The organism is Brevibacillus sp. FSL L8-0520 (assembly GCF_037963895.1).
GTDB classification, from domain to species: Bacteria; Bacillota; Bacilli; order Brevibacillales; family Brevibacillaceae; genus Brevibacillus; species Brevibacillus borstelensis.
The window spans coordinates 4,998,662-5,023,719 of record NZ_CP150171.1 but is presented as its reverse complement, the minus strand read 5'-3'; the positions used below and the strand labels follow the sequence as shown (position 1 = coordinate 5,023,719).

Here is a 25,058-nt window from a genome sequence, read left to right as displayed (position 1 = left end):
TGGAGGAGAAAACATGGGTGTAAGACGATCTGCAGGGAGGGTAATGGCTGCTTTCCTGGCATTTTCATTGATGGCCACCTCGGCAGCCGCCGCCACGGCAGCCGCCGCCACGGGACCGACTGTTCCGACCGGCACCGCCCCTGAGCCGGACAAAAAGACAGAGGCGGAGCGCTTGCCTGGTGAACAGGCGATTGTCTTTAGCGATCTGACGAACAGCTATGCCCGCGAGTCGGTCAATCATTTGGCGTCGCTTCAACTGATCAGCGGGAAAAAGGACAATCTGTTCCTGCCGCAGGAGGCTATTTCCAGACAAGACGTGTTCGTTTTGCTGGCAAAGGTGATGGGGGTACAGCCCAAGCTGCCGAGAGAAGAGAAATACGAGGATGTGTCGATGAACAGTCCTTATGCGCCGTACATTTACGGCCTGACGGAACTTGGCGTGCTGAACGGACGCAGCGATGGCACGCTGGGGGCTGCAGATCCCCTGACCCGGCAGGAGATGGCCGTCATTTTAGACAGGCTTTGGAAGGCGGGCAGCGGTCCGAAGCAAATACTGGGGAAGGAAGCGTACGACGACGAGGATGAAATCGCCGACTATGCCAGGGAAGCGGTAGCATCCGTCACCGCCCAAGGCTGGATGAAGGGAGCCAATGGCGCATTCCGTCCACAGGGACAGGTGACGAGAGGAGACGCTGCTGTCATCGCGGAGCGCGTCTGGAATGCCCGTTATCAGCTGGCGGAGAAAGTCGATTTTGCCGTCAGCAAGACAAAGCTGACGGTGATGGCTGGCACCAGCGAGCGCGTAGAGGTCACACGCCCGAGCGGAGGAGCCCTGCCGTTTACCCCGGTCTTCGCGTTTGACCACCCGGAGCTCGGTACGATCTTGCCGGACGGCACCTTCGTCGCCGGTCCCTCTGCCGGGAAAGGCACACTGACGGTAAACGTCGGTTTCAAACAAGTGACGATTCCCGTGGAAATAACGAATGCGCCTGTCGAGCCGAAGAAAGACGAGGCAAAAGGACAGGATGCAAAGGGAACGGCGGAAGGAAAGCAAGCCGCTGACGCCAAGGAATCTGGCAACGCCGCGAAAAAAGCGGATGCGGATGAAAAGCAGGCGGAATCCAAAAATGGACAGGCATCCGAGAAAACGGGAACGCCTGATTCGGAAAAGAAAGAACAAGCTAGTACAACCGACACGGCAGCATCCGAGCTTGCGGGAGACAGCCAGTCCCAAAAGGCGGAGAACGGCAAAAAAAATGAAGCGGTTGGTTCGCAGCCGGGCAGCGGCCAGGAAGCCAGCAGCAAGGGTAGCGACAGCAAAGCTGCCGGAAGCGAGGATACTGGAAGCAAAGAAACAGGCAGCAAAGAAACCGACAGCATGGATACTGGAAATAAAGATACCGAAAGCAAAAATGCCGAAAACAACGATAATGATAGCGAAAACACCGACAGCGATGTCGATCAGCCTTCCGAGGAGGACGAGCTGGTCAATCTCGCCCCGGGGAGCTTCACATCCGTAAAAACGTTTGGAATGGCAGATGCATTCTTCCAGGAAGTCGAAAAACAATACCCCGGCCCAGTCGGCGGCTTGGTCACGCCTTCCGAGACATGGACGGGCTACAATCGCCAATTTGGCCGAAAGGTGACGGTTGTGCTGCCGGAAGCCAAACAGCTGGAGAGAGTAACGCTCACGCTCAAGCATCAAAGAACCTCAGGAATCACCATTCCGGAGTGGATGGACGTGGAAGTGTCCCCTGACGGGAAAGCATGGTATTTTGCCGGAAAAGCAAAGCATGATGTATCTCAGGCGGAGGACGCTGTAGTTGAGCGGACGCTGGCCGTTACGCTGCCGCAGGTGGAGACCCGCTATGTACGGGTATCCTTCCCGGTAAAGGTGTTTGCCTTCGCCAGACAGCTCGAAGTATGGGGCAGGGATGGCAAGGGAAGCGCAGCGCCGCCGGTGCTGCTGCCATTTGCCAACCAGACCGATCCCCAAGCGGTAAAACCGTTGCCTCGCCGAGTAGAGAACATGCTTCTCGCCTATACCGGTGAACACGGCGAACGGGGAACCTGGACAAAGGAAGAATTCCTCCCGATGGTCGGCTACCGAACCACAGACGGGTACATGCGGGATCAGATGTTTGATACGATCCTCTTCCTGCCGTACCAGACCATGCCGGCCACCAAGGACAGGTGGAAGCAGTATTTGGATGATTTGTACCGCTCCAACCAACAGCTCGACGCGCTGAACAGTGCGATGCGAGAGTTCAACCGCTTGCGGGGAACGCTGTATGCATCGCCGACGATAGAAAATGTCGTATTGGCGCTGCCGTACCCCAATTCGGCGCAAACGGACTTCGGCGTGATCGATCCGAAAAAAGGGTCGCTTTCCTTCAACGCCAAGCAGGTGGGCGAAGAGCAAGCGTACCAAAACCGCAAGCAAGCATTGGAATGGTACTATGGAGAACTGAAGAAGCGCTGGGATCAGGCTGGCTTCCAGTACCTGCGACTCGACGGCATCTACTGGTTCCATGAGCTGGTAGAAGACGGAGCTCCAAAGGAACGAGACCTGATCCGCCACATGGGCAGCATGGTCCATAACGATTCGCTGCGATATTACTGGATTCCTTATTTCGGGGCGCCAGGGCTCAGCGAGTGGAAGTCCCTGTATTTTGACAATGCGTTCCTGCAGCCGACCTACTACACCGACAAGCCGGTTCCACTGGAGCGCATCCAGGGAACGGTGGAAGTGATGCAAAAGTACAGCATGGACGTTGAGATTGAAGGAGACGACCGGATGTACCGCGATCCGAAGTTCTACCAGCTGTACTACAACCAGTTGATCGCGGCGCGCAAAGCCGGAATGGACAAAAATAATATTCACGCCTATTACTTTGGATCGAAAACGCTGCTGATCGCCGCGAACAGCGATGATCCTGTGATCCGCGCTATCTATGATGACACGTATAAGTGGATGCGAGGAAAGTTTGAGCAGGATGAGTATTATCTGCCGGAAGAAATTCCGGTGAACAAGTAGATTTGTGAACGCTGAAAAAGGTCTGCCTCCGAAGGGAAGCAGACCTTTTAGCAAGTTTTAATAAGAGCTGATTTCATTGTAGTTTTCGTCGTACGCTACGATTGTGGAAAACGTTTTAACACCGAGTCTAACATCAAAGTAGTATTTATAATTATCGATCATTATTATGGAAGATTCATTATTTGGGTATGTAATTTGAACCGATTTGATCCTGCTGTCATTAATTACTCCGCAAATGATTTGGAAATTAGTGTCTTTATTTCGCAAGCCTCCTACTACTTGCAGTTTTGTAAACGGCGAGTTAACATCCATCTTTGCTATTTCCAGATGAACAATCTCCCAGTTGTTTTTGTTATGTTCAGCATAGAATGAACCTTCAAATCGTTCCTCATTCTTATTAAAAATAAATTGTCCAAATCCAGATTGTTCGATATATGAAACCTTCACAACTTTGAAATCTTCAACTTTCGAACCTATTTTTTCGTCTGTCTTTTGATGAACAAATGAAATTAGCGCTTGGTCTTCATCTGTAAAACTAATCGTTTCTGGACTGGTGTTTATTTCTTTAGGTTGACATCCTAATAAAAGCAGAAATAACAGTACAGTATAAAATAATTTAGTTTTCATTAAATTGGTTTCCTCCTTAAATAAAAGTGGGGTTTCCCCCACTTTTATTTATACATAGCGGCAAACATGTAAATAATACCGGGTCCTTCAACCTCACTAATTGCGTATTGCTTCCAGCTTGCCGAGGCTCCAGCGTTAATGGATAATCCCAGAAAACTAGCAGAAAATGCCTTAGATACTCTTGCTGTCGCTGGTTGGTAGGATTGAATGTAACTTGAGATCCCTTTGGCATAAGTAAAAGGGTTTTTTACAGACTCTTCTGTAATTTCTACAACTCCGTAACCTGCTGCGGCACCACTAGTTGCTGATGTATTCGTGCTTACAGCATCATCTAATATATTTCCGGGGGTATTGTTATTGTTTAAATAAAAGTGATGAACTATCGCTACTCTAGAGTAACTAATACCTTGTTGAAACTCCCACGATGGACCTGTGACATAGTTTCCCGACTTATCAGGAGTTGTATGTGTGTCAATATATGTCGAATAATTCCACGGACCAGCAATGTGAGGTAGTAATTGAGCTGCTGCTAGATCTTTTGTTAGTTCTTTATATCTTTGAGGGTCTGTTTCAGATGTGTTAAAACTAGCTCTAAAAATGGTACCATCAGCAAATTTTATTTCATATTGATCTTTAAGTTTTCCTTTTTTTTCTATCCCTATCAATTATTTTCTGGGCCTCTTCCATTCTATCTGCTTGTTTTGCTAAAGCAACTAATTCCTTTTTCCATACTGCTTTGTCTAGATTGCGAATTCTTTCTTTGTACTCACGGGGATGAGAATTAACATATTCTTCAGTAACATCACTTAAATTATATTTATTTTCAGATTCACTATATTCATCAAGAGAGAACTAAACACCCTTTCCAAAAAATATTTTATAATTGTATAATATTAGTAATAAACAACAATATCAACCATTTATTGTATAATTTTCAATTAGCATTTTGTTACTTGATTGGTTTATTACAAGTCGTTAACTTTGTCTCGGACAAGTAGAAAGGACACCATTTACAAGGTAAGATAGTTAAGTAGAAACAAGAGGGACTAACTCCCTCGGAAGACAAACCCTCTTGTTTTAATCTAGTAGCCTCATCTTACAGGACACGCCTGGCATCTCTTATTATATTCCTACTTTGCTTTGCTCGTCTTTTACCCTCTATACCCCGATGTTCTTTCAATACCACCACCCTCCGGTATCAACCGGAACATATACACATACAGCAAAGCACTCAACAGCGAAATACCCAAGATAATCGAGAAGACGCCGAGCGGCGACAGCCACTCGGACAGACCGATGGCGAGCGGCGCGATAAACCGGCCGATGGAAAATTGCAGCGATGATGCTCCCATGTACTGACCCCGGGCGTCCTCAGGCGCATATTTGCTGATAAAGCTCTGCACGACCGGCGTGCGGATCAATTCGCCCAGAGTCAGTACGAACATACAGCCGAACAACAGCCAAATGTTGTTCGTAAAAGCCATCAGGAACAGGCCAAAGCCGTACAGGACGGAGGAGAGGATCAGGCTGTTCCGATCGCTCCAGTGCTGAAACCAGCGGGTGACAGGCAGGGTAAACAGCACGACCAAAAGACCGTTCAATCCCATCAGCCAGCCAAATGCGGATGTCCCCCCGATAGAAAAGGACCAATCTCCCCACCAGACCAGCGGCTGACTGGGCACGTGCTCTTTTACGTACAGCGCCATGTACAGGTCCAGCTGCATGAAGGCGATGGCTACCAGAATGCCGGCCAGAATGTAGATGGCAAACGGTTTGTCTGTAAAAATGACCGCATAGCTCCGGAACTGTTCTTTCAGCGAAAAACGCTTGGGCGGCGAGGCCTCTGCCTTGCCGATGAGAGAAGGAAGCGTCTCCCGGATCAAAAAGAAGAGCAAGACCCCGTAGACAAATTCCACGATGGTACAGGCGAGCAGCAGTTCAAAGCGGTAGTGGACAAAGAAGATGGAACCGAGCACGGGACCGGCGACAACCCCGATGTTCATCGCTGTGTAAAAGGTGGCGAAGACAACGCGGCGCTCGTCTTCCGTTGTCAGATCGGCCACCATGGCAGAGCTGGCGGGCCAATACATCGAGCCGGCCATCCCAATGCCGATAAAAGCCACGTAAGTCATCCACGGCGAAGACGAAAATGCAAACAGTGCAAACATGACGGATGATGAAAAAATGGCGATCAGCATGGTCTTTCTACGGCCGATCCGGTCTGCCAGATACCCGCCGGCCAGATTGGCGACGATGCCGAGCAGCGGAGGAACCATCAGCAGCAGTCCGGCTACATCCTTGCCGAAAACATCGCTGAAATATAGGGCCATAAAGGGAAAGTACATCCAGAAAAACGTATGCGTAATCAACTCGCCGAACAGGCGGACCTTCAGGTTGAGGTCCCAAGAACGCCAATACATGAAAATTTCCTCCAATCTCTCAAAGAAGCTCGTTTCGCATCTGCAGGTGCCCCGCCTTTGTGAGGGGCTGATTCTCTCCTGGTTCGGCTTGGATTATGAAAAAAAGCGCAAACGGAGGAGTGTGAAAACCTCTTCCGCTTGCGCTTTTTGCGTCTGGGTCGGGATACTGGGACGGGGTCTTGGGGTACGCGAAAACAAGGTACGTATCCCGTACGCAGAATCGACAAAAGAACGGTCTCGATTCTACACCGAATGTCCCAGATCAGAAAAGACGGAAGCGGGTTCAGGCATCCTGCAGCTTCTTGCATTCAGATAGGGTTTTGTCAGGGGTGAGGACCCCTGGACAAGGTCCCCAATCTAAATCGTAGAAACTACAGAAAGCAACATGAACCAACACTCCCGTCTTTCAAAAATTTTTTGCCAGATTGACTCTTGTTGACTAGAATACTCCACTGTCGGGAAAAAATGCAAGAAAATTTTTTTGTTCTACGGGTGAACCTCGATCATACCTGGATGGTCCTCTACGACGTCCGCGATGATCCGGGCCCACTCTACTCCATTTGCATGCAGGGTTTGCAGCAGCCGCTCGCCATCAGCAGCAGGCAGGCTGATCAGCAATCCCCCGGAGGTGACGGCGTCGCAGAGGATCAGCCGGTCTGTTTCGTCCAATGCTTCCGGGAAACGGACGCGGTCCGATACCCAGCGGAAATTGGATTTGCTGCCGCCCGGGACGATGCCCTGTTCAGCCAGCTCGCGGGTACCAGGCAAGACGGGCACTTGTGACTGGCGGATGCGGATGCCGACCTTGCTGCCTTCCGCCATTTCCAGCGCATGCCCCATGAGGCCAAAGCCGGTCACATCCGTGCAGGCGTGCACGGGAAAATCGTGCATGCATTCAGCGGCCCGCTTGTTCAGCGTAGCCATGATTTCCATGACCAGCTCTGTCTTCTCCGGAGAAAGAGCTTCGCGCTTGATCGCGGTCGTTTGGATACCCACACCGATCGGCTTGGTCAGGATCAGCACGTCACCCGGCTTGGCCCCGGCGTTGGTCAGCACGCGGGAAGGGTGGATGGTACCGGTAACCGCAAGACCGAATTTTGGCTCCTGATCGTCGATGGAGTGGCCGCCGACGAGCACGGCACCCGCCTCTGCGACCTTTTCAGCGGCGCCGCGCAGGATGTCCGTCAGAATCGAAGGGTCCAGCTTGTGAATGGGAAAGCCGACGATGTTCATGACCGTCAACGGTTTTCCGCCCATGGCAAAAACATCGCTGATCGCATTGGCAGCAGCGATCTGGCCGAACCAGTACGGATCATCCACGATCGGGGTGAAAAAATCGAGCGTCTGTACGATAGCCAAATCGTCAGTCAGTTGGTAGACGCCGGCATCGTCCGAAGTCTCCACGCCGACCAAGAGACGCGGATCGCGCTCTGCAGGCTTGGGCAGATTTTTGAGTACAGACGAAAGGGCGTCAGGGCTGATCTTGCAGCCGCAGCCTCCCTTTTGGGTAAGAGCAGTAAGCTTGATGGTTCCAGACATGTTATGACCTCCTGACCAGCGAGGAATAATGATAAGATAGAAAAAACAAACAAGCTGATACATTCAGGATACCAGAAGCAAGGGTGACATGACATTGCAAGATATAACCGTAGAAGAGATGCTGCATCGGGGATACGCCAATCTGATCGATGTCCGTTCCCCCGGGGAATTTGCCCGCGACACGATCCCGGGAGCGGTCAATATTCCATTGTTTAGTGATAGTGAACGCGCACAGGTCGGAACTGCCTATAAGCGTGAGGGACAAGCAGCGGCTCAGTGGCTCGGCATGCAAATTGTCTCTCCCAAAATGGAGACGCTGATGGAAGCCATCCGGCAAAGGGGAGAGGAGACGGGGGAACCGCCGGTGATTTTTTGCTGGCGGGGCGGGATGCGCAGCAGGGCGATGGCGACCTTCTCCACGTTTGCCGGTGTCCCGGTCCGCCGACTGATCGGAGGCTATCGTGCGTACCGCAAGCATGTGGTTGGCACCATAGAGCCGTATGAGCTGAATCGGCCGGTCTTCCTTTTGCACGGCATGACAGGAGTCGGGAAAACAGAGCTGCTGCGCCATTTGGAGGCATCCGGCTTGCCTGTCCTCGACCTGGAGCGAATGGCAGGCCATCGCGGATCGGTATTTGGGCACATCGGCAAAGGAAAGCCGGCGAATCAGAAGATGTTTGACGCGCGTTTGTTTGAAACGCTGCGAAGGCTGAAGGATGCGCCGTACTTTGTCATGGAAGCGGAAAGCCGGCGGATCGGCAATGCGCTGCTCCCGCCGTTTTTGCTCCAAGCCAAGGAGCAAGCTGTCCACATTTTGTTGACGGCTCCTCTGGAGGTGCGGGTTCAGCGTCTTTATGATGAATACGTGACTCCCTTTTCCTGGAGACCGGATTTTGCGGAAAAAATAAAAGACGCCTATCTAAAAATCGCCCGCCGCATTCCTACCGCGCAGGCAAAGCTGTTGACGGAGGCTCTGCAAGCCGGTGATTATCGCCAGGCGATCGCGTCGCTGCTGGTCCATTACTACGATCCTAGGTACCAAAACAAGCAAAGGGATTACGTAACAGAAATACACGAATGCGTAGATGCCGCCGATCTGGAAGCAGCAGGAAAAAGCATCCAGGCACTAATTGAAAAATATCTGCCAGTTCGGTAAAGTTATTTTTATCAAACTATGGTGCAGGAGGAGATGGGATGCTGGACCCACGCATAGTCAAGCTGGCGGAAAACCTGCTGAATCACTCTGTTCGTTTGCAGGAGAAGGAATGCTTGTTGATAGAAATTCGAGGAGAAGGGCACCCGCTGGCAAAGGAATTGGTTAAACAGGCGTATGCCAAGGGAGCGTATCCGTTTGTCCAGATCATCGATCCGTCTATCGAGCGGGAGCTGATGATGGGGACGGATGAGGAACGAGCGTCGTACATGCTCAAATGGAATGAGCCCAAATTCAAAGACATCCAGGCCTACATTGTGATCAACGGTCCGACGAATGACAGCGAGTCCGCTGATGTTCCCGTAGATCGCCGCCGCGCCCATCATAAAGTGGTGCAGCCGCTCAATGATTACATCGTTTCCAACGTGCGCTGGACACTGCTCAACTACCCGACCCCGTCCATGGCCCAAAGCGCCAATATGTCGACGGAAGCATTTGAGGACTTTTACTTTGACGTCTGTTCGGTGAATTATCAAAAGATGCACGAAGCTTTCCTGCCGCTCAAAGAGCGGATGGAGAGAACAGACAAGGTGAGATTGACCGGACCGGGGACAGATTTGACGTTTTCCATCAAGGGAATTCCAAGCATCATCTGTGCAGGGGAGTTCAATATCCCGGACGGGGAGATATATACGGCGCCTGTGCGTGATTCGGTCAATGGAACGATTGCCTTTAACGCAGCGACATCGTATATGGGCACCCGCTTTGAAAACGTCAAGCTGACCTTTGAAAACGGGAAAATCATAGAGGCAACCGCCAATAACACCAAGCGGCTGGGTGAAATCCTGGACAGTGACGAGGGAGCGCGTTATATCGGCGAGTTTGCCATCGGGGTAAATCCGTATATCCTCCACCCGATGAACGATATTTTGTTTGACGAAAAGATCGCTGGCAGCTTTCACTTTACTCCCGGCCGCGCCTATGAAAACGCGGACAACGGCAACCGCAGCCAGGTGCATTGGGATATGGTCAACATTCAGCGCCCTGAGTACGGCGGCGGTGAAATCTGGTTTGATGACGTGCTGATTCGCAAAGACGGATTGTTTGTACTGCCTGAACTGCAAGGATTAAACCCGGAGAATTTGAAAGGGTAAGCGGGCAGGTGCAGAAATGAACGCATGGCCATTTCTCTGATGAATTTCAAAGCCAAATACGGAACCGGAACCTCCCGGATGCTGCCATCCAAGTGGCTGTTCGGCGAGAAGCTTGGTTAAAACCTCTTGTGAGAGCAAGGGGTTTTCTGTTTTTTGCATATGGGGCATCCATTCTACAGGTTCAAGCAGTGGCCAATGGCTGTCACGACCCGGCAAAGTCTTTTTGTAACTTTACAAACAAAAATGTTTACAAAATAACACCTCTAAAATATACTTAATATACAAATAAGTTTAAAAAAAGAGGTGTTTACCATGACCCGCTTGCTTTGGAAACATCGTTTGCATATGTTTTTTGACGGAAACCTCATTGGTCGGGAGTACCACGCAGAAGAAGGATATGTCACGCAATGCCTGGAAATGGGGCAGGCAAAAGCGGCCATCGACTTTGACCGGTGCATAAGCGATGTTGTACTCCGCTTTTGAACAAAGCGGTCAACTGGCGCTTGCTCATCATCTTCCGATACAATAGGAGGAAATGAGAACGAAAGCAGGAGATGGGCTTGAGCAAAAAAGGCTGGCTGGAATATGAGGTGGCAGAGGCGGACGCAGGGCTTACTGTCGAGAGCATCGTCCGGGAAAAACTCCATGTCTCGGGGAGAATGCTGCAACGGCTTACGAGGAGCAAGGGAGTGCTCCTGAACCGGAAGCCCCCTTTTCTAAAAAGGGTGGTAAAAGCAGGGGACAAGGTAGCGGTCAGGGTTCAAGATCAGCCCGGGCAGGATGCTTCACCGCAGCAAGCAGCCCAGCGAAAGCAGGGGAAGAGCGTTGAAGCGGCTTTACCTGTAGAGATTTTGTACGAGGATGAGCATCTGCTGGTCGCAAACAAGCCGGCGGGCATGATGGTCCATCCCGTCAAGCAAGATCAACAAGGCACACTGGTTCATGCCCTTGCCGAGTATTTGCGGGAAAAGGGCGAGCCGGACCGCGTCCATCCGGTACATAGGCTTGACAAGGAGACCTCGGGAGCCATTTTGGTGGGAAAGAACAGCTACGGGCATCAGCTCGCTGATCGATTGCTGCGCGACGGGAGCTTGCATCGGGAATACCTCGCTGTCGTCTGCGGGCGTCTGGAGGAGGCGAACGGTACAATTAGCGCTCCTATCGGGCGAGACCCCCGCCATCCTACCCGCCGCAAGGTAACGGAACGGGGGGAGGAGGCTGTCACCCATTACGAGATGGAGGCCTCTTCTGCGGATACCAGTCTTGTCCGGGTATGGCTGGAGACCGGGCGAACGCATCAAATCCGCGTTCATTTTCGCCACATCGGGCATCCGCTTGCAGGAGACGGCATGTATGGCGGCAGAAGGGACTTGCTCAGGCGTCAGGCCCTCCATGCCAGCAAGCTTTCCTTTCCGCATCCGATTACCGGGCAGGAGATCGTTTGCGAGGCGCCGCTACCAGATGACATGAACGAAATGATAAAAAGGGAGTACAATCTGGCAAATCGCTAGTTTTTGGAGCTGTTGACCCATACGGTCAGCAGCTTTTTTCATTGATGTTGACAGGAAATGAAAGAGACCCTGCATTTATACGTTTCACGTATGGCTTACAGCTCCGCTAAAAAAGCCCGGGTCCAAAAACCCATTTGGAACGCATGCAAGTATTTACATGCATGCAAAGCTCCGTTATAATGGGTTTGCTAATTATTGCCATGTGAAAGCAAGTGCTTGCATGATACGGAGGTAACAAAATGGATAAGCCGGATCACGAAAAAATCCAGAGCGGGAAAGGAGATGAACAGGAAACGAGGGAACGGATTTTGGCTGCTGCCCGCCAGCTCATGTCCCAGAAAGGCTACAAGGGCGCAACCACTCGCAAAATCTCCGAGCTGGCCGGCGTGAATGAAGTGACGATTTTCCGCCATTTCAAAAACAAGGAGCGGATTCTCATCGAGCTTTTGGAGGAGATGACCGAGATTCGCCCTGCGCTGGAAAAAGCGATTCACGCCTGCGGCCACGACGTCAAAGCGATGCTCATGCACTACGGCGAAGCCTATTACAACGCGCTTGTGGAGCGAAAGGAAGTTCTGATCATCTGTCTGATCGAATCGCAGAATCACCCCGAGGTTTTCAACCTGCTCAGCCGCATGCCGCAGATCGCCGATGAGATGCTGAGCGAAAAGCTGCAGGAGATGCATGAGGCCGGACTTCTTCCCAAAGGAGACTTTGCGACCGCAGCCCACATGTTTGTCTCGGCATTCTTCCACTCTTTTTTGGCAAGGCATTGGGTGAAGGTAGACTGCGACAGCTTGATCGATATACCGACAATGACGGAAAGCAGTGCAGACATTCTGCTGCGCGGCATCGGCAGCCGATGAAATGATGCCAGTTTTCAGTTGTATATTGATGAAAGCACGTAGATGAGCGGACATATAGGGGAATGGAGTGGAGGGTCACATGAGAAAACAATGGCTGTCTTTTCTCGCAATCGCCGGGCTATTGGCGACGACGGCTTGCAGCAGTCAGGAGCCTGCTGCGGAAGCTGTGTCCGAAGTAAAGCAAGTAGAGCTTGCCGTGGTGAAACAGGAGCAGGCGGTGAAGGTAACCGAGCTTTCCGGCACATTGCAGCCGCTGGAGGAAGCGCTCGTCTCGTTCGAGGTAGCTGGACGGATCACCGAGCTTGCCAAAAACGAAGGTGACACTGTCAAAAGGGGTGACATCCTGGCTCGTCTGGACGGCAGCGATTATTCGCTTCAGGTCGCTTCCGCCAGTGCCACCGTTCAGCAAACAGGAGCCACGCTGGAAAAGGTAACAAAGGGAGCACGCGAGCAGGAGATCGAGCAGGCGCGCCTGGTTGTGGAAAAGGCGACGATCGCCCATCAACAGGCGGAGGACGACTTCAAACGGATTGAGGCGCTGTACCGGGAAAAGGCCATCTCCCAGAGCGAGTACGAGACTGCGCAAAATCGCGTAAATGTTGCCCTGACGGATTTGCAAAACGCCCAGCAAGCCTTGTCGCTGGTTACGCAGGGCGCTCGCGCCGAGGACAAGACACTGAGCCAGGCGAGCTACCATCAGGCCGTGATCGGCAAAGAGCTGGCTGCCAGTACGCTGGCCAAAACCCAGCTGCGCGCTCCGATCGATGGCACGATTATCGCCAAGCTCGGATCGGCGGGCTCCCTGGTCGGTGTGGGAAGCCCCGTTTACCGGATCGGACAGATCGATACATTGAAGGTCGTGCTGCCGGTTCCAGACCGGGAGATTTTTGCCTGGACGGAAGGTGAGGCCATTACGCTTGAGCTTTACGGGCAAAAGCGGGAGGGCAAGGTGGTGAAAATTCACCCGGCCGCCAACCAAAGCACGGGGACCATCGGTGTCGAGGTACAAGTGAAAAACGAGAAGCACGACTGGTTCGCCGGTCAGGTCGTGAAGGCGACCAAAACGGTGCAAGGAAAAGCAGGGCTGTACGTGCCGGTCGAAGCGGTGATCAGCCGAGGGCAGGGCGAGGCCCACGTCTTTGTCGAAAGCGCCGGAAAAGCGGTGAAAACCCCGGTGACGATCGGCGAGATCAACAGCAACAGACTGGAGATCACCAGCGGGTTGAAGGAAGGGGACCGACTTGTCGTCAAAGGAGTAGACCAGTTGTTTGACGGCGATCCGATCGAGGCGGCAGGAGGACAACCACAGTGATTGAATACATCGTCCGCAAACGAAAAATCACGCTCTTGTTCTTTACAATGGTCGTCCTGATCGGTTCTCTCAGCTTTTTCCAGTTCCCCAAGCAGGAGCAGCCCGACATCATTGTCAATCTTGCCACTGTCACCACGATTTATCCGGGTGCTTCGCCAGAGAAAGTAGAGCAGACGGTCACCAAGAAGCTGGAGGAAAAAATCAACGAGCTTCAAGGCCTGAAATACGTCTCGTCTGTCTCCGGTCTGGGCGTGTCGAGCATTATCGTGGAGACAGACGGAGATGTCGATCCCAAACAAAAGTGGGATGAACTGCGCAAAAAGGTAAAGGATGCCGAGGCTGATTTGCCGGAGGATGCCAAGCAGCCGATCATCAATGACGACCTGAACCGCACCTTCGTCCAGACGCTCGCGATCACCGCTGACACCCGCGAAGAGCTGTACAGCCTCAGGTCCACCCTGAAGTCGTGGAAAGAACAGCTCCGCACGATTCCCAATGTGGCAGACGTGACCATCAAAGGCTTGCCGGACGAGGAGATCCAGATTCAGGTGGATACGCAAAGGCTGAGCCAGTACGGGCTGACCTGGGGCCAGGTGCTGATGGCGGTCAAAAAGGAAAACGAACGGATTCCGCTTGGAGACTTGACGGCCGATAGCCGCACATACCAGCTCAAGCTGGCGGAAAGCCAGGATGTGGAGGCTTTAAACGACGTCATCGTCTCCCGGACACAGCAGGGCTTCCCGATCTATCTGAAGGATGTCGGTAGCGCCATGCTCACCACAGAGCAGATCGAGTCGTATTCCTACTTCAATGGCAAGCCGTCTGTATCGATCAGCATCAACGCCGAGACAGGCAGCGACGTACCGTCCCTGCAAAAGCGCGTCGACGAGATGGTGAAAACGCTGGAGAAGTCGCTTCCCGCATGGGCGCAGAAGCATTCCATTTACTCGCAAAAGGAACGCGTCGATGAGCTGTTCGGGGATCTTTCACGCGAGATGCTGATCGCCGTTTTGGCTGTACTGTTGGTATGTACACTGGGATTGAACCTGATCACTTCTTTTGTGGTAGCGCTGGCGATCCCGATCTCGCTTGCATCGGGGTTGTTGTTCCTGCCTTCCATGGGCATCACGCTGAATATGATTTCGATTGTCTCGCTGATCATCGTGCTGGGGATTCTCGTGGATGATGCCGTGGTCGTCAATGACAACATCGAGCGGAGGCTGTCCACGCTGGGCGAAAAACCGCTCCCGGCAGCAGTCAAAGGCGCAAAAGAGGTGTCCATCTCCATCGTCACGGCAACGCTTGCGACAATCGCTTCCTTCGGTCCGCTGATGTTCATGAGCGGAAACGTCGGACAGTTTATCCGGCCCGTGCCTGTGATTATTTCCTTGACGATGCTCGCTTCGATGCTCATGTCGCTGACGATTATCCCGATATTCCGGCAGTGGTACGAACATCGCCGCAGAGGCGGAGTCGAAGGGTACCGGAAGCCGCCGGGGCTGCTCGGCAAGCAAATTTTCCAATTGACGAACTGGTACGCGGGCAAGCTGATGCCGCGGATTTTAAAACGGCCCGTGCTCGCGGGCATGGTCGGCGTTTTGATCGGCACCAGCGCCTACGGATTGATCCCGCTGACACCGATCCAGCTTTTCCCCAACGACGAGCGGCCGCAATTTCTCGTCAACGTCCGTCTGCCGGTCGGGACCAGTGTGGAGGAGACGGACCGGGTCGTACGGGGAGTGTCGGACTGGATCCAAAAGCAGCCGGGGATCGAGTCGGTCGCCGCTTACGCGGGCGGCAGCGCCCCCAAAATGTTCAGCGGCGATACCGAAATCGGCGAGGGCATCACGCTTGGGCAACTGGTCGTCCGCTTTGACAAGTCAAAGGTAAAGATTGAGGATATGCTGGAGCCTTGGCGCGAGGAGTTTAAAAAGCTCTATCCGGAAGCGAGCATTTTGCCGAAGCAGCTGGAAGCAGGTCCCCCGGTCGGCAAGCCTGTTGTGATCCGGGTATATGGGGAAGACATTCCTACGCTACGTTCGTTAGCAGGGGATATCAAGGACCGGATCGCCAAGCTGGAAGGCACGTACGACATTCAGGACGATTTCGGAATCGAGCGGTACACCCTGGAGTTTGTGGTGAACCGGGAGCTGATGAAGGAAAAGCTGGTCAATTACAACGATCTGTCGCAGACGCTCCGCCTCGCCAGCGAAGGCATCACCGTCAGTCAGTTCGATACGGGGGCGGATTTGCTTGACATCAAGCTGTTTATGCAAAAGGGAGCGGCCGATCCGACCGTCCTATTCCAGCGACTGACCGTAACCAATGCGGCAGGCGAGCAAATTCCGCTGTCCCAGCTAGCAGAGGTCAAGCCCACTTTCAGCACGCAAAAAATCCCGCACCGGAATCTCTCGCGTGCCGTGACGATTACGAGCGACCTGCGAGGCCGTACGGCGACAGAGGTCATGGCTGAAATCAAGCCGCTGCTCGAATCCATTTCATTCCCTGAGGGGTATCGCTGGGAAATCGGCGGCGAGACTTCGGAGCAGACGGATATCTTTATCGACATGGGGAAACTGTCGGTCATCGTCCTTTTCCTCATCCTGATTTTGATTGCGATGCAGTTTTATTCGCTCAGCATTCCCGTGCTGGTTCTCAGTACGGTGTACCTGGCCTTTGCCGGAAGCTTGATCGGGCTGTTCGTCACGCAGACGCCGCTCGGCTTCATGACGATGATGGGGGCGATCTCGCTATCGGGGATCGTGGTGCGAAACGGCATTGTGCTGATCGAGTTTATCGAAGAAGCGCGGCATGCAGGCGCGGAACTGAAGCAGGCCGTGATCCAGGCCGGAGAGGCGCGTCTGCGTCCGATTTTGCTGACCTCGCTTACGGCTGTGGCGGGCCTGACGCCGCTCGCGCTGTTTGGGGACGTACTGTTCCGTCCGCTGGCGGTCACCATCATCTTCGGATTGATCTTTTCCACGCTGCTGACGCTGATCGTCGTTCCGTCTTTCTACACAGTGCTCGCGGAGCGGAAGGCCAGGCGGAAAGCCAAACTGGCAGCCAAGCGGCCTGATCTGTACGGGCCGGAGGCGGAGCTGGAAGGGTAACGAAGTTTCGATACGTAAAAGCATCGAATACAAACAGGCACCGAATACACTAGTACCGAAAACAAACAAGTACCGAATACAGCAAAGATGCTTTTATCACTTTGCGGCGGGCTTCTGCTCCTAAGGGACAGAAGTCCGTTTCTCTTTCAAACGCGAGCCTCCCCGAATGAAGGCACACAAGTACATAGCTCGCTGGATGTCGAAGGGAAAATAGCAATGGCAAAGCCTGTTATTTTCATCCCAAGGCATATGATATAATCCCGATAGAGGATGTTCAAAAAGTCCGGGAAAAGCAAGCTGCGAATTTATGATGTGGTCCGACTACTGTCATGTAATGCCGCGACGTATGTGGGAGAGGCGCACGTCCGAAAAAGCTGTTGTCCACCCATCCGCGTATACATAGCATCTGCATATACAGCTTCACCTGCGCTCCGCACATACAGGCTCAGCATACACAGCCGCACCTGTGCTCCGCTGCTGGGGTCTGCCGTGCCTTGAACTGAAACGGCCTGGTTTTCCCGGACTTTTTGAACGCGGCCCCACTTAACCAGGAAATTTTTCGAGCCGGAAGGGAGAGTGACCAGATTGAAACAGCCCCAGCTTTTAGACGAAGAAAAAGTGTTTAAAGACCCGGTGCACAGCTATGTACATGTACGGGACAAGCTGATCTGGGATTTGATCAATTCGGCGGAATTCCAGCGTCTGCGTCGCATCCGGCAGCTTGGTACGAGCTTTTTTACCTTTCATGGCGGTGAGCACAGCCGCTTCAATCATTCGCTTGGCGTCTATGAGATCATGCGCCGCATCCTGGAGACGTTCGAGGGGAGAATCCATCTCTCCTATGAAGAAAAGCTGCTTTGTCTCTGTGCTGCTCTGCTTCACGACGTGGGGCACGGGCCGTTTTCCCATTCGTTTGAAAAAGTATTCCGCTATCATCATGAGGATTGGACAAGGGCGATCCTGCAGGGTGATACCCAGATCAACCGGATACTGAAGCGCATGGGTGAAGATTTTCCGAAACGGGTGGCTGAGGTTATCGCCAAGACTTACGACAACAAGCTGATCGTCAGTCTGATTTCCAGCCAGATCGACGCTGACCGGATGGATTATTTGCTGCGCGACGCGTATTACACGGGCGTGAATTACGGCAATTTCGAGATCGAGCGGATTCTTCGCGTCATGCGTCCGGGCGAAGACGGAATTGTCTTTAAGTACAGCGGCATGCACGCCGTCGAAGACTACATCATGTCCCGCTATCAGATGTACTGGCAGGTTTATTTTCATCCGGTGACGCGCAGTGCGGAAGTGGTTCTGCGCAAAATTTTTCAGCGTGCGAAAGAGCTGTTTCTGCAAGGCTTTCCCTTCCGTCAGGAGCCGACTCTCCTGCTGCCGTTTCTAAATGAACAAGTAGAGCTTGCCGATTATTTGTCCCTCGATGAGTCGGTCATTCTCTTTTACATGCAGCTCTGGCGCAATGAAAATGATGCCGTTCTGAAAGATTTATGCGCCCGTTTTCTCGACAGGAATCTCTTTAAATACGTCGAATATAACCCAAGAGATTTCCGCTTGCTGGCAGACTTGAAAGAGCTGTTCCAGTCTGCGGATATTGATCCGGCCTATTATTTGGAAGTGGACACGACCTCCGATCTTCCGTATGATTTTTACCGTGCTGGCGAAGATGAAGAGCGGATTCCGATCATGCTGGTAATGCCTTCAGGCGAGCTGACCGAGCTGTCGGAGAAGTCGGAGATCGTGCAGGCGATCAGCGGCAAACGCCGGTTTGACTACAAGCTGTATTTTCCTATGGACAAGGTTATGGCATTGCCGGAGGAGCTCTCCGGAAAGATACGAGATCGTCTGGGAGTGATGGAGGATGCTTAGGCGTCACGCCAAAATCATACGTTTAATCGAGACCGTGGGCGAAGTGAGCGGTCGCAAAAAGCTGCAAAAGATGGTGTACATAGCGAAACATCTGGATATGGACTTCGATGAGCGGTTCGAGTTTCATATGTACGGTCCTTACTCGGAGGAGCTGACCTTGCGCGTGGACGAGCTGTGCAACATGGGACTTCTGGACGAGCAGGTGGAGACCAAAGGGGCCATTCACATGTACCGGTATACGCTGAATGACACCGGGCGTGATTTTTTGCGTTTTCACGAAGTCGATTTCGGACTGGGCGAGCAAGCAATCCGGCGGATGAACGAGGAGAACTCCCGTTTTCTTGAGCTGGTCTCGACCATCCTTTACTTCAATCATCTTCCCTATGAAGAAATGAAAGCGAAGATTTTTACCTTTAAGAGCAAACAGCGCTATACCGAAGAGGAGATTCAAAAGGGGTTGGCTTTTATCGAAGAGCTCCGCGAGCTGACGAAAGCTGGTCATACCCCGTTGATATAGTTTTTTTGTGTTGGAAAAAATGCAATCATCTTTCTTGTTTCCATGATGAATACGTTTTGCGCAGCGGGGTTTTTAGCGCCTGCTGCGGTACCTTTCGCCAACCAGCCGGTCAGATGACCGGCTTTTTTTTGTCCCAGGAGAAAACGGCATAATGGACTCACCGTTCTTTGACAAACGCATATCGCCATTACAGTGTTAGCAACACACACTATAAAGCTTGTTCGGGAGGGAACCCTCATGAAGACAGGATACAAGCAGCGAGGAAAGAACTGGCGCTGGATTTGGGGGATAACCTTTGTGCTCGGGTGCATGTTCGCCGCAGCTCTCATGTCTGTCACGATGGGAGCGGAGCAAGGGAGGGTCGTGTACGTGTACAGCGACAGTTGCGGATATTGCACCACATTCGCCCCTAAATTCGATGAAGCTGTGCAGGATATTTCTTCTGGCTGGCGGGTAGAAAGGCTCGACATCCATAATCCAAAAGAGCTGGATGAGGCGGAAAAGCTGGGTGCGGAGGTTACGCCTACGGTGTTTATTGTGAAGGATGGGAAGGTAGTGGATAAACTGGAGGGGGATGTTTCCGGGGAAGTGCTTGACCGGTTTATTCAGAAGCAGATGGACGCATATTCTTCTTGATTGCTTATACAGGTAACTTATACCATAATTGGAAGGTAGAAAGGTGTGGGAAGATGGCGAAAAAGGAGGATGTGTCTTGAAGCGATTCTATAAACTTTTTTCAAGCGCAATTGTTTTGGTCCTGACAATTGGTGCAGGATTATCCGCTCTTGTGCCGGTAACCAATGCAGCCCAAGTACCGGCCAAGCTAAGTGATTATCAGAATCATCCACATCGCGATGCGATTGATTATGTTGTGAAAAATAAATTGATGTGGCTTTTTCCGGATGGGAGTTTTCAGCCTGACAAACCGATTACTCAGGCGGATTTGGTTGCAGGTCTGGTAAATGTTAAGGGGTTGACTTCGGGTGAGCCTGTACAAGAATTACCTGAAAATCATTGGGCGAAAGTTTACTATGAACGTGCAAAGCGTGATGGAATTCTTGATGGTGTTGAGATCAATCCAAATAAAGTTATGAATCGAGAGGAAGCTAGCAGATTGATGGTCAATGCCTGGAAGAGTTTGCGTAAAGGGTACCAGCGGAATCCCCAGTACTATATTACTGATGCGGTAGATTCTCACTGGATTTCTGGCAAATTGGGGGCATTTCCAAATGGAGTTTCTACCACACGGTATGATGCTCTTGGAACTCTAAGTAGGGGTGAACAGGCAGCAGCTCTTTATGTGCTGCATACAGACTTTTTGAGTATTCAAGAAGGAGAGAAGATCGCTACAAGATTTCATAACTCCTTAAAGGTTTCTGGGGGAATATTACGTGGAACTGTGCCATCGGGCAAGGGGTATGATATTCGACTTTACGTACAATTTAAGGATGGAAAGGTTTCTTCGATATATTCCGGGAATATCTCATTCAGTGCTAGTGAGGTAGAATATATCAGGCTGACAGTTAAGTTTCAGGGAGAAGCAAAGTCATTAGCTAGTTACCTTTATCGAGATTTTCGTACTCTCGAGCGGGAAAATAGTAGGTGATAAATTGCATAAAACATTCCTGAGTAGGGTACTAACAACACTTTGTGTTATTGTATGTGCATTTAACACTTTTCTTTTCACTCCTACGGTAGGTGCCAACACGTTTACGCCAAACACTTACGGTAGAATTCCTGGGTGGATAGATGAGCATTATGCGATTAGGGATAGCGATGAAAGCTTTGTTAACGGTTTCGGCCTTAGGGAGTATATGTCCCTCACTATAGCCGACGTACGATATTCTGGAGCTACAAATGGAACGGGTAAGGTAGCCAACTATTCAAAAGCATCGACGAAAGTAGATAACGGATATCCAATTGTCGATTTAGACGAAGCGCGAGACTGGGCGAGACTCTTTAACGGCAATCCCTCCTTCATGACTAGCAACAATGGACTTTATGGTGGAAGTATTACTGAAGGGGGAGGACGAGAGTATACTGGATACCTCCTTTCTAAAGTAGCAGAAATGTCCGGTGGAAGGGGAAATCCTTATAGTTACCGTGCAGCCCAGAGCCATGAGAAAGGAGTCTACGTCGGGGTAACCAGCTTCACCACAACCCAGCGCCCCGATGGAAGTATCAAAACCGACAAGACAAAATATGAAGTCGGACAAACTGTTACGATAACTGCCCAAGGAAAAGACTACAGTATCTACAATCGCGGATTAAAAGTCTTAAACTATTACATCTACAATCTGGATACAGGGCAGACCGAAAAGGCATTCTCTGAGGCGATTACAGAGTATCCGATTAGTGGGGAAGGAAACGGCAGCGGCCAATCTGTAAACTTTCCACAGAAAACATGGGTACCCACTAAAGCTGGAAACTATGAAGCACGAATCCTATTCACAGATACCCATGCAAGAAATACAATAAATGCTCCCGCGGTAGACGGACAAGGTGTTGCTTATGCAGCACCTTTTGTTGTTGGCGAGGTACCACCGCCTCCCGGTGAGGACAATGGCGGGGGCAAAGACCCAGATCCACCACCAACCGGTTGCAAAAAAACGACCATGGAAATACGAATCGAAGGAGAGAAAAACGATACGGAACGGCAGGGTGTACCGAGCGGAGGAGATACGGAACGCATTGAAAGAGATGCAAGGGTCGTCTTCACCGCATCAAAGCCCGGCACCTTTTCCTACAACGGCACCCCGATGCAAATAGGCTCCGGGAACAACAGGAAGGTGGGGATCATGTACGTTCCCTCATCAGGCTCCTTTACAGTGAAATACGTAAGCGACGACGGTACGCTATGCTGGGACAAGCAGTTTTATGCTGGTTCTCCAAACGACAAGTACGATAGCTGTCCCATCGTCAAAGTGAATGGAGACGCCATTCCAAGGGGTGGAGTCATTGAAGTTATGCCCGGAGAAAGTCTGAAATTTGTAGCTTCATACAAAGATAGCGGCGGTGAAACGCAACCGTTTCATACTACGTGGAATGTTACGATGCCTGATGGCCGAGAAAGGGTAATCCCGTTGGATGAGGGAGACAATGGCCGCGTGCGTCCGTATGTCTCCGATCATGTTTCCTTGCCTTACCGAGGTCCGGATAGAAGCTATGACATTCCCCTGGAACGCGGGAAAACGTACAAGCTGTCCTTGGAACTAAAGCGAACAGACTTTGAAAAGCGCCCAGAATGTGAGTGGACGATTACAATCAAAGTAAAGGATACAAGTTGTACGATCGACGAACAAAAACGCATAGGATTTAAAGCTTATGGTGAGCCTCCGAGCTATTATTCACCGGCAGGAGAGAATCTCTACAGTGGTTTGAAGTATCTCTATTTCTCCAATCTGACCGCTACAGGGGACGGGTACGATACCCATACGGATATTTCTGCCGATGTCGCTGGTTCTTGGTTTATAAAAGAGGAGGACAGGAACAAACCGCTGTCTGGCAAGCTTGCAGCAAATGAAAGGTTCCGGTTGATCTTACCGAAAACGATTGACGCCGGGGATGATGTAACACTAGTCTTCATAAGTGACAGAGATTGTGTCGTAGAAATGACCTTCCCGATTCTGTCTGATAGAAGATGCTACATTCTTACAGCAAAGATAGCGGGCGGCAAATACGGCGATGATGACGTTGTTTGGAGCAAGCCGGTTAAACGCGGCGAGACGCTGGAAATGAGTCCGGAGCAATGGACCGATCCCTGGCATTCCTTTACACTCTTTGCTGATGAAAAGATAGACTTTGTTACCTATTATTTCGATCCAGACAAACGTTCCTGGGAGCGAAAACGCGATGGGAAATGGCTTTCCGATTCAACGAATGCAAGATACCAGCAAAAAATCATCTTTCCGATGGACCCGGCCACAGATGGTTATTTTCCTCTTTCCGGATTGTACAAGGTTGAATTTTATGCAGAGGATCGCACAGCAGCGGATTGTGATGGCTTTTTCTTTGTACAGATCGGGGAAGGGCCGCCAAAACCCGAGGGAGAAAACCTGCTCATCGTAAAAAGCAGCTTCAAGATAACCCCTGCTGATCCGCAAGCAGCCGGATCAGATGCGACGATAACCTTTGATGTGAAGAATGACGGCAAGCAGGAACACGATACCAAGCTGGCCGTCCGCTGGGAAAGCTCAGACAAAGCAACAATGCTGGACGTGGCCAAGTTTAAACCCGGAGAGGTGCGGAAGATTACCGTTCCAACCAAATATCCGCAAAAATCGGAGGATTTTATCGCCCATATCAACCCGGATAAAGACAAACCTGATAACGAGACCATTTGGCCGGATAACCGCGCAGTTTGGCCCGTAAAGGTAACAGGTGATGAAGGCGGGGGCAACGGGCCGAAAGAACCGGAGATACCGAATCCGCCGGTTGGAGGAGGAGACTTCGATGGCGGTGAAATTGGACTCGACATCTATGACAGTGATGGCCGCCAACTGCAGAGACTGCAGGTCAATGTGGATGGGGTCTGGGAGAGAGAGCCGGCGAAGATTCGCGTCGTCATTGACCAAACCAGGATTAATCAAGGCTTTGATCAAGTAAAACGGGAAATCAATCAGAATATCGAGACATACAAGTCGCAGCTGCTGCAATCAGCCAGCGGGGAAGGAATCAAGAATGCAAGTGTAACAGTCAGCCCTGGGTACATTGCTGATGCAAAGAGCCTGGCGGTGTATAGCCCGGCGCAGCTCGATCTGAAAGTATCGGGTCCAGGGACGCCTCAGGAATGGAAGGTGAGCAGCTCCTCAATGGGCGGCGATTACTTGTACACCGGTACGACTGTGCCGACAGAAACGACTTGGAGACAGGTTCTGAACCCGATGAAATACAAAGCCGAAATCAACGGATTTGTCATCACGATGGACTACAATGTGCAATTTGCCCTCTCGTACGACCGTTGTGCCAAAAGCGCAGGGGAGGACGGAGAAGAAGGAGAGGAGACCTGCCAGTCCAATACCGTGCATCAAAGCATGTCGGGGCGCTACACCATAACGGTAAAAGGCAGTGAGCGTCAATTTGGGGTATTTGAGCCAAATGCCAAAGGGGTACTCCGCCATACAAGCGAGTGGCAGGAGTACACCGCGCGGGACCGCTATCCGGCGAATAAGCCGGATGACTTTTACGCTGGCGAACGAATTTTGACCCATGTCGTGCTGGAACCTCGCCATCGCCACCCAGTCAGCGCACTCTATCCCGACATTGCAGCGGCGCAATCCTGGATCTCCGAAACGGGGCTCCGGAACACGACGCTCCAATCGACCCTTTCGCTGAAAAAGACAACACCGATTTGGTGGCAGGGGCCGTCTTATGCCGTTCCCAAATTGGGAGTGCGGGAAATGGGGGTCGATACTCCCTTGATGGGAGACAAGCAAAAAGGGTTTAAAAAGGATTCCACTTACGCTGTTCATTTCTCAGTGCAGTTCCGCTTTGGTGTCGTAAAGGGATTCGCGTTTCCGAACAAACAGAATGGCCAAGGTCATGAACTGACCGATTATCGTGTGCCATTTGCCGTGACAGCAAATGCTTGGGAGCGTCAGGGAATCCGCAATCACACAACTCGATAGGCAAATATATTTGCACCCCCTATCTGTCTTTTCCTACGGTGGAAGAAGAACAAGCTAGGGGGGTTTTATGTGAATAAGCGAATCAGGATCGCGAGCATATTGGTCATGGTGGTCTTTTTGCTTTCCAGTATTGTTCCAGCCGGTATAGCCAAAGAAAGGATGGGTCAACCCGTTGGCTGGAATGAAGACACTGGGACTGTCGCAGAAGCCGAGGCGGACCATCCGCCGCAGGAGACAGCAGGGGATGGCGTTGAATCGGACCCGGATCAGGATGGCTCTGAGGTGCCCCAAATACCTGATGTAC

17 protein-coding genes are annotated in these 25,058 nt (G+C 51.6%); 13 read left to right on the top strand and 4 right to left on the bottom strand.

The genetic code is table 11. From position 1 onward, the window contains the following. Positions 1–13 precede the first annotated feature (13 nt). Entirely contained in the window at positions 14–3,037 is a 3,024-nt protein-coding gene (locus NSQ24_RS24515) for a DUF4855 domain-containing protein (RefSeq protein WP_339166802.1), read from the top strand. A gap of 57 nt (positions 3,038–3,094) precedes the next feature. On the opposite strand, the gene NSQ24_RS24510 is transcribed toward NSQ24_RS24515, so the two are convergent. The 4 genes from NSQ24_RS24510 to selD all read right to left on the bottom strand — a co-directional run bounded on the left by NSQ24_RS24510 (position 3,095) and on the right by selD (position 7,623). Further along, entirely contained in the window at positions 3,095–3,664 is a 570-nt protein-coding gene (locus NSQ24_RS24510; protein ID WP_024983728.1) for a hypothetical protein, read from the bottom strand. Positions 3,665–3,708: 44 nt separating this feature from the next. Beyond that, the gene (locus tag NSQ24_RS24505; protein WP_003388507.1) at positions 3,709–4,329 is read right to left on the bottom strand and encodes a hypothetical protein; all 621 of its coding nucleotides are present in this window, start codon (positions 4,327–4,329) and stop codon (positions 3,709–3,711) included. Between the two features lie 486 nt (positions 4,330–4,815). Further along, positions 4,816–6,084, bottom strand: a complete 1,269-nt coding sequence (locus NSQ24_RS24500) for an MFS transporter (protein WP_243014089.1) — start codon at positions 6,082–6,084, stop codon at positions 4,816–4,818. Between the two features lie 486 nt (positions 6,085–6,570). After that, positions 6,571–7,623: a selenide, water dikinase SelD gene (selD, locus tag NSQ24_RS24495; protein ID WP_024983730.1), complete on the bottom strand. Its 1,053-nt coding sequence runs from the start codon at positions 7,621–7,623 to the stop codon at positions 6,571–6,573. 88 nt (positions 7,624–7,711) lie between these two features. Between selD and mnmH the strand changes: the two genes are divergently transcribed. The 12 genes from mnmH (at position 7,712) to NSQ24_RS24435 (ending at position 24,754) form a co-directional block, all read left to right on the top strand. Next, positions 7,712–8,779, top strand: coding sequence for a tRNA 2-selenouridine(34) synthase MnmH (mnmH, locus tag NSQ24_RS24490; RefSeq protein WP_051567358.1), 1,068 nt, complete (start codon positions 7,712–7,714; stop codon positions 8,777–8,779). Positions 8,780–8,817: 38 nt separating this feature from the next. Further along, entirely contained in the window at positions 8,818–9,930 is a 1,113-nt protein-coding gene (locus NSQ24_RS24485; protein ID WP_327926417.1) for an aminopeptidase, read from the top strand. 312 nt (positions 9,931–10,242) lie between these two features. Continuing rightward, positions 10,243–10,413, top strand: a complete 171-nt coding sequence (locus NSQ24_RS24480) for a hypothetical protein (protein WP_155807961.1) — start codon at positions 10,243–10,245, stop codon at positions 10,411–10,413. A 71-nt stretch (positions 10,414–10,484) separates the two neighbouring features. Continuing rightward, positions 10,485–11,441 carry an RluA family pseudouridine synthase gene (locus tag NSQ24_RS24475; RefSeq protein WP_339166800.1) on the top strand — a complete coding sequence of 319 codons (957 nt, stop codon included), beginning with the start codon at positions 10,485–10,487 and terminating at the stop codon, positions 11,439–11,441. A 239-nt stretch (positions 11,442–11,680) separates the two neighbouring features. Beyond that, a complete protein-coding gene (locus tag NSQ24_RS24470) occupies positions 11,681–12,307 on the top strand; it encodes a TetR/AcrR family transcriptional regulator (RefSeq protein ID WP_003388499.1) in 627 nt (208 codons plus the stop codon). A gap of 79 nt (positions 12,308–12,386) precedes the next feature. Next, positions 12,387–13,619 (top strand): efflux RND transporter periplasmic adaptor subunit, encoded by a 1,233-nt coding sequence (locus NSQ24_RS24465; protein ID WP_003388498.1) that lies wholly within the window; start codon positions 12,387–12,389, stop codon positions 13,617–13,619. Further along, the gene (locus NSQ24_RS24460) at positions 13,616–16,729 is read left to right on the top strand and encodes an efflux RND transporter permease subunit (protein WP_339166797.1); all 3,114 of its coding nucleotides are present in this window, start codon (positions 13,616–13,618) and stop codon (positions 16,727–16,729) included. The genes NSQ24_RS24465 and NSQ24_RS24460 overlap by 4 nt, the downstream gene beginning before the upstream one ends. A gap of 585 nt (positions 16,730–17,314) precedes the next feature. Beyond that, the gene (locus NSQ24_RS24455; RefSeq protein ID WP_003388496.1) at positions 17,315–18,610 is read left to right on the top strand and encodes an HD domain-containing protein; all 1,296 of its coding nucleotides are present in this window, start codon (positions 17,315–17,317) and stop codon (positions 18,608–18,610) included. Beyond that, entirely contained in the window at positions 18,603–19,127 is a 525-nt protein-coding gene (locus tag NSQ24_RS24450; RefSeq protein WP_003388495.1) for a hypothetical protein, read from the top strand. The genes NSQ24_RS24455 and NSQ24_RS24450 overlap by 8 nt, the downstream gene beginning before the upstream one ends. A 237-nt stretch (positions 19,128–19,364) precedes the next feature. Then, the gene (locus NSQ24_RS24445) at positions 19,365–19,763 is read left to right on the top strand and encodes a thioredoxin family protein (RefSeq protein ID WP_003388494.1); all 399 of its coding nucleotides are present in this window, start codon (positions 19,365–19,367) and stop codon (positions 19,761–19,763) included. A gap of 76 nt (positions 19,764–19,839) precedes the next feature. Next, positions 19,840–20,733 carry an S-layer homology domain-containing protein gene (locus NSQ24_RS24440; RefSeq protein ID WP_339166794.1) on the top strand — a complete coding sequence of 298 codons (894 nt, stop codon included), beginning with the start codon at positions 19,840–19,842 and terminating at the stop codon, positions 20,731–20,733. 4 nt (positions 20,734–20,737) lie between these two features. Further along, positions 20,738–24,754 carry an ABC transporter permease gene (locus NSQ24_RS24435; protein ID WP_339166792.1) on the top strand — a complete coding sequence of 1,339 codons (4,017 nt, stop codon included), beginning with the start codon at positions 20,738–20,740 and terminating at the stop codon, positions 24,752–24,754. Positions 24,755–25,058: the final 304 nt, after the last annotated feature.

Bases quoted from the DNA above. Each gene is read 5' to 3' on its own strand.
- NSQ24_RS24515 (WP_339166802.1), top strand. From the start codon at position 14: ATGGGTGTAAGACGATCTGCAGGGAGGGTAATGGCTGCTTTCCTGGCA.
- NSQ24_RS24510 (WP_024983728.1), bottom strand. From the start codon at position 3,664: ATGAAAACTAAATTATTTTATACTGTACTGTTATTTCTGCTTTTATTA.
- NSQ24_RS24500 (WP_243014089.1), bottom strand. From the start codon at position 6,084: ATGTATTGGCGTTCTTGGGACCTCAACCTGAAGGTCCGCCTGTTCGGC.
- selD (WP_024983730.1), bottom strand. From the start codon at position 7,623: ATGTCTGGAACCATCAAGCTTACTGCTCTTACCCAAAAGGGAGGCTGC.
- mnmH (WP_051567358.1), top strand. From the start codon at position 7,712: ATGACATTGCAAGATATAACCGTAGAAGAGATGCTGCATCGGGGATAC.
- NSQ24_RS24485 (WP_327926417.1), top strand. From the start codon at position 8,818: ATGCTGGACCCACGCATAGTCAAGCTGGCGGAAAACCTGCTGAATCAC.
- NSQ24_RS24480 (WP_155807961.1), top strand. From the start codon at position 10,243: ATGACCCGCTTGCTTTGGAAACATCGTTTGCATATGTTTTTTGACGGA.
- NSQ24_RS24475 (WP_339166800.1), top strand. From the start codon at position 10,485: ATGGGCTTGAGCAAAAAAGGCTGGCTGGAATATGAGGTGGCAGAGGCG.
- NSQ24_RS24470 (WP_003388499.1), top strand. From the start codon at position 11,681: ATGGATAAGCCGGATCACGAAAAAATCCAGAGCGGGAAAGGAGATGAA.
- NSQ24_RS24465 (WP_003388498.1), top strand. From the start codon at position 12,387: ATGAGAAAACAATGGCTGTCTTTTCTCGCAATCGCCGGGCTATTGGCG.
- NSQ24_RS24450 (WP_003388495.1), top strand. From the start codon at position 18,603: ATGCTTAGGCGTCACGCCAAAATCATACGTTTAATCGAGACCGTGGGC.
- NSQ24_RS24445 (WP_003388494.1), top strand. From the start codon at position 19,365: ATGAAGACAGGATACAAGCAGCGAGGAAAGAACTGGCGCTGGATTTGG.